Source organism: Endozoicomonas sp. SESOKO2, from assembly GCF_024606245.1.
GTDB lineage: Bacteria > Pseudomonadota > Gammaproteobacteria > Pseudomonadales > Endozoicomonadaceae > Endozoicomonas_A.
Genome location: NZ_JAHHPQ010000024.1, coordinates 1 through 4,253, shown reverse-complemented (window position 1 = coordinate 4,253; position 4,253 = coordinate 1). Strand labels below are relative to the sequence as shown.

Annotated in this window: 2 protein-coding genes; both read right to left on the bottom strand. The window is 44.8% G+C overall.

Going from position 1 to position 4,253, the window contains the following annotated elements; translation table 11 throughout:
• Positions 1-195: 195 nt before the first annotated feature.
• Positions 196-1,989, bottom strand: a complete 1,794-nt coding sequence (locus KDK17_RS00515) for a hypothetical protein (RefSeq protein WP_257287104.1) — start codon at positions 1,987-1,989, stop codon at positions 196-198.
• A gap of 368 nt (positions 1,990-2,357) precedes the next feature.
• Positions 2,358-4,124: a hypothetical protein gene (locus tag KDK17_RS00510; protein WP_257287103.1), complete on the bottom strand. Its 1,767-nt coding sequence runs from the start codon at positions 4,122-4,124 to the stop codon at positions 2,358-2,360.
• Positions 4,125-4,253 lie beyond the last annotated feature (129 nt).

Below are 4,253 nucleotides of genomic sequence, written 5' to 3'. Positions count from 1 at the left end.
TAGACCAATTTATTGCAACCGTAGTAGGACAGCCTTAAGTCCGACAGGCTGCTAGAACCGTCATCATTCATCGAACCTGTCTGAGGAGCAAAAGTGCTGTCATAAGGAAGTCGGTAATGCTGCTTTATCATCCAGATTACCGACTGGTGATAGGTTTTACGACACCTGCAACGGGCGGGATATTAATAACGAAAACTACAGTCTACCAGGATCGAGTAGAGCTGGATCTTTCGAGAAGTCTTTATTTCCCAATAGATTACGCCCTCCTCTCAATCCACTAAAACATTTTGGTACCACATGGACTACTGCAGGAAGACCCAAACCCAGAATAGTCGCTAACACCTGACTGGTACGCCTTATCCAAGCCTGCCTGATTCGTTTTGAAAGATGGAACCAAATTTGAGTAATAGTCTGATCGCCAAGAAGCAGGGCCGCACCTACGCCCATTTTTTCCAATGTGGTTAAATTTTCTAATGCTCCTAAACCCTTTAATTCTGCAGTGACAGTATTATTCATAACCAGCCCCTCCGGATGACCTGCATCATAAATAAGTACGGGTGAAGTGAAGGCTGCCTGAGTTGTAGAGGGAGAGACTGTGGATGAAGCGGATGTTGGCATAGTGCAATGACAGGCAACATCAAAACCTGCCGAAGACCATGCGCTCACTGGCGCAAATCCTGCTCGATAACGCTTCTCTGAATCAGACGAGCAGGGATGCTGATCGGGATATTTAAAAGGTATCCAACCCCAGGCCTGTTCTCTTTCTTTTAATCCAAACGCTCCATTTATCATTTTGATATCAGAACAGTAGGTACTGTCATAGACGCGACCCATAAAGTGATCAGGATCCGATAGACGAGCTGTATCAATGGACAGATCATTGCCGTGCTGATCAACGACGCTGTTACAGGTAGAATCAACAAAGCTCAGAACGTTTTCTCTGGACGATAAGCTAATAGAGAACAACACACCACTGTTTCGTGACGATCCGGGCGTAAGAGTATCCATTTCTGAGGATACCGATATGACTGTTTTAGTGTTTTTCATCGTCAACTGCACTTGCCCTGTTTTCTGATCACATTCAACATTCATTGCAGCCGGTTGAGCATACCTTGATCCCTGCACGCCCTGTAAAAGAGCAAATTCAGAGTGCATAAATCGATAGACGAAATGTTCCTCTGGTCCTATCCCGTCAGCATCGTCAGTGCAACCCAGATTTACCGGCTTAATCCTCCTGTTATTATTCGCTGGATCAAGTACCACCCTAATGTTGTCTGCAACAAAGAGACCTGCTCCCTTCAGATCCAGAATACCTGCCAGTGTGTGATATTTTCTGGTCGGGGTTGCCCCAGCGTTCCTTGTAGTAACTGTTGCTGTTGAACGGCCTGCCTTTATGGGATTTCTGGAATTGATTTCGATATTCGCCAGATAATAAACAGAATCATTACGGGTTGCCGACATCACGTATTGATTCTCTGTGCTTCCCTGAATCACAAATTCAGGCAGAATATCCGTTCCGTTTCCCACAAAAGCCGAATTATCCGGTAACTGAAAACTGTTGACCCTTCCGGAGCTGCCAGTGACGGGCTCCGACAATTGCAATTCATAAACAGCTCGCTGCCCCTTTTCGGATGAACGCTCTGCATCAAAGATAAACAAGGTTGGGTGGAAGGTTCGAAGAACCTCATAATCCAGCCTTGATGTTGCACCCGAAATTTTTCTTATCTTGACCGTTTCTGGAATCGGAGAAGCACTTGGGGAAGGTTTTGTCGAAGATACCTGATTGTTCTTTTTCCTGATTAAATCCTTAAGAACCGACAAATGATGACTGCAAACCTCTCTGTCGACAGTGCTGGCAAATTCAGAGCAACCCGAAACCTCTGTAAACCTGTAACCACCCGTTGACCCACCTTTGGTGAAAGCATGACTGGGGAAGGCATAAATTACCGACAAAAGAGCACCTGCTAACCCGGATCTGGAAATAATCATAACTGCACTCTGTCCAGTTTTAAACGCTCAAACAGAAGCATCCTTACTATAACAATCCTTTTTAAAGTCGTTATTTATCCTAGACCGGATATTTCATAAATAAAGGTAAAGCCTTCTCCAATAAAAAACGAACCTCTTGACGTCTGTTTTTTCCAGCATCAAGTAAACCCCACAGACTTGGATTTCTCATCCACGCTTATGGAACAAAAAAGCGGATGGCTGCCCTGCGGGTTCCTGTCTTGTATCACTGCCCGCAGCCCAGCCAAGCAGGCGAGGCTTCACAACGGGTTTGGTAATGCTGCTTTATAATCCATATTTCCGACTTAAGGGTTTTACCTTCCCGGGGACAGGCTATGAACAATAACAAACTACGGTTGATCTTTGCTTAGCAATAGAAACTCCTGTACAAGTGGTCTCATCCCCACGGAACAGGGTGATGCCGACTGGAATAACGGAAGGCCGAAACCTAACACAGCCGCTGACACCTGACTGATATATTTTGTCCTGGCTTGCGTGATGTAGTTTGAATAAAAGTACCAGACTTGGGTAATGACTTGATCCAATAAAAAAAAGCCAACGCATGCGCCCAAAACAGTTCTCTGCTCTTCAGTTAATCCTTCCGTCCTATCACTGTTTATGGCCAGAGCGCTTTTGTTACCTACCACTCTGGCAGATATGTGTGAAGCATTAGTTATCTGTGAAACATTAGATAGCTGAGTTGTATCTGGAGAGAATGTGGTTGAAACGGATGTTGGCATAGTGCCATTACACGCAACTTCGAAACCTGCCGTAGACCATGCGCTCACTGAAGCAAAGCCTGTTCGATAAGTCTTCTCCAATGAAGATGCACAGCCAAGTTCACCGGTATTATCACCTAATATCCAACCCCATGCCTGCTCTCTGTCTTTTAATCCAAATGCTCCCTGAACCATATTAACATCAGTACAATAACTGCCGCGGATGTCACCCATATAGTGATCAGGATCTAACGGGGTAGCTGAGTCAATCGATAGATCATTCCCAAACTGATCAACGACACTGTTACAGGTAGAATCGACAAAGCGCAGGACGTCTTCCCTGAGCCAGAGTCTCATAGAAAACAACACACCACTGCTTAAATGTAATCCGGATGCTGAAGGGTCAGTTTCAGTGAGTACAGATATGACGGTATTAGTGTCTCTCATAGTCAACTGCACTTGTCCTGTAGCCTGATGACATGCAACATTCAATGCAGCGTTTTCAGAGCCTGCTAATCTGTGTGCGCCTTTTTGGAGATTAAATTCAGAGTGGGTAAATCGATAGACGAAGTACTCCTCTGCTCCTCTCTCATGAGCAAAATTCGTACACCCCAGTTGTACCGGTTGGACCTTACTTTCACTGTCTGCCGGATCAAGTACCACCTTGATATTGTCTGCAACAACAATACCCGCTCCCGTCAAATCCAGAACGCCTTGAGGTATATGATTCTTTGTGGTCGGGGTTGTAGCGGGATACCCTGTAGCAGCGGCTGTCGATGAACTGCCGCTGTCTAAAGGATTTCTGGAGTCAACTTCGATATTTGCCAGATAATAGACAGAATCATTATGGGGTGCCGACATCACGTAGTGATTCTGAATGCCTCCCTCAATAACAAATTCAGGCAAAATATCCTCTCCGTTTCCCACAAAAGCCGAATTGTCAGGTAACTGAAAACTGCTAACTTTCGTGGGACTGCCAGTGCCGGGATCTGACAATTGCAATTCATAAATGGCCGGTTGCCCCTTTCCTCGCGATCGCTCTGCATCAAAGATAAACAAAGTTGGATGGGTGGTTGCAAAAATCTCATTATCCAGCTTTGATGTTGTAGCGGATATTTTTCTTATCCTGACTTTTTCAGAAATTGGGGGATGAATGAGGTGAACACCTGAGGAAGTTGTTGGAGATACCTGATTATTTTTTTCTCTGATTAGATTCTTAAAAATAGGCAAATGGTGACTGCACACCACTCTATCGACACTTTCGGGTAATTCGGAACAATATTTAACCTCTGTAAATGTAGAACTGCCCGATGATCCTCCCGTGGAGAAAGAATAACAAGGGAAGGCATAGATTACTGACAAAAGAGCCACTGTTGACCCAGATCTGGAAATATTCATAACTGCACCCTGTCTAATCTTTAAACGTTAAAATAGAAGCATCTATACCGTGATAACCCCCTTTAAGGTCGCTATTTATCCTAGCAGCCTGTCGGACTTAAGGCTGTCCTACTGCGGTTGCAATAAATT

Excerpts from the sequence above, each read along its gene's own strand:
- KDK17_RS00510 (WP_257287103.1), bottom strand. The coding sequence starts at position 4,124 with ATGAATATTTCCAGATCTGGGTCAACAGTGGCTCTTTTGTCAGTAATC.
- KDK17_RS00515 (WP_257287104.1), bottom strand. The coding sequence starts at position 1,989 with ATGATTATTTCCAGATCCGGGTTAGCAGGTGCTCTTTTGTCGGTAATT.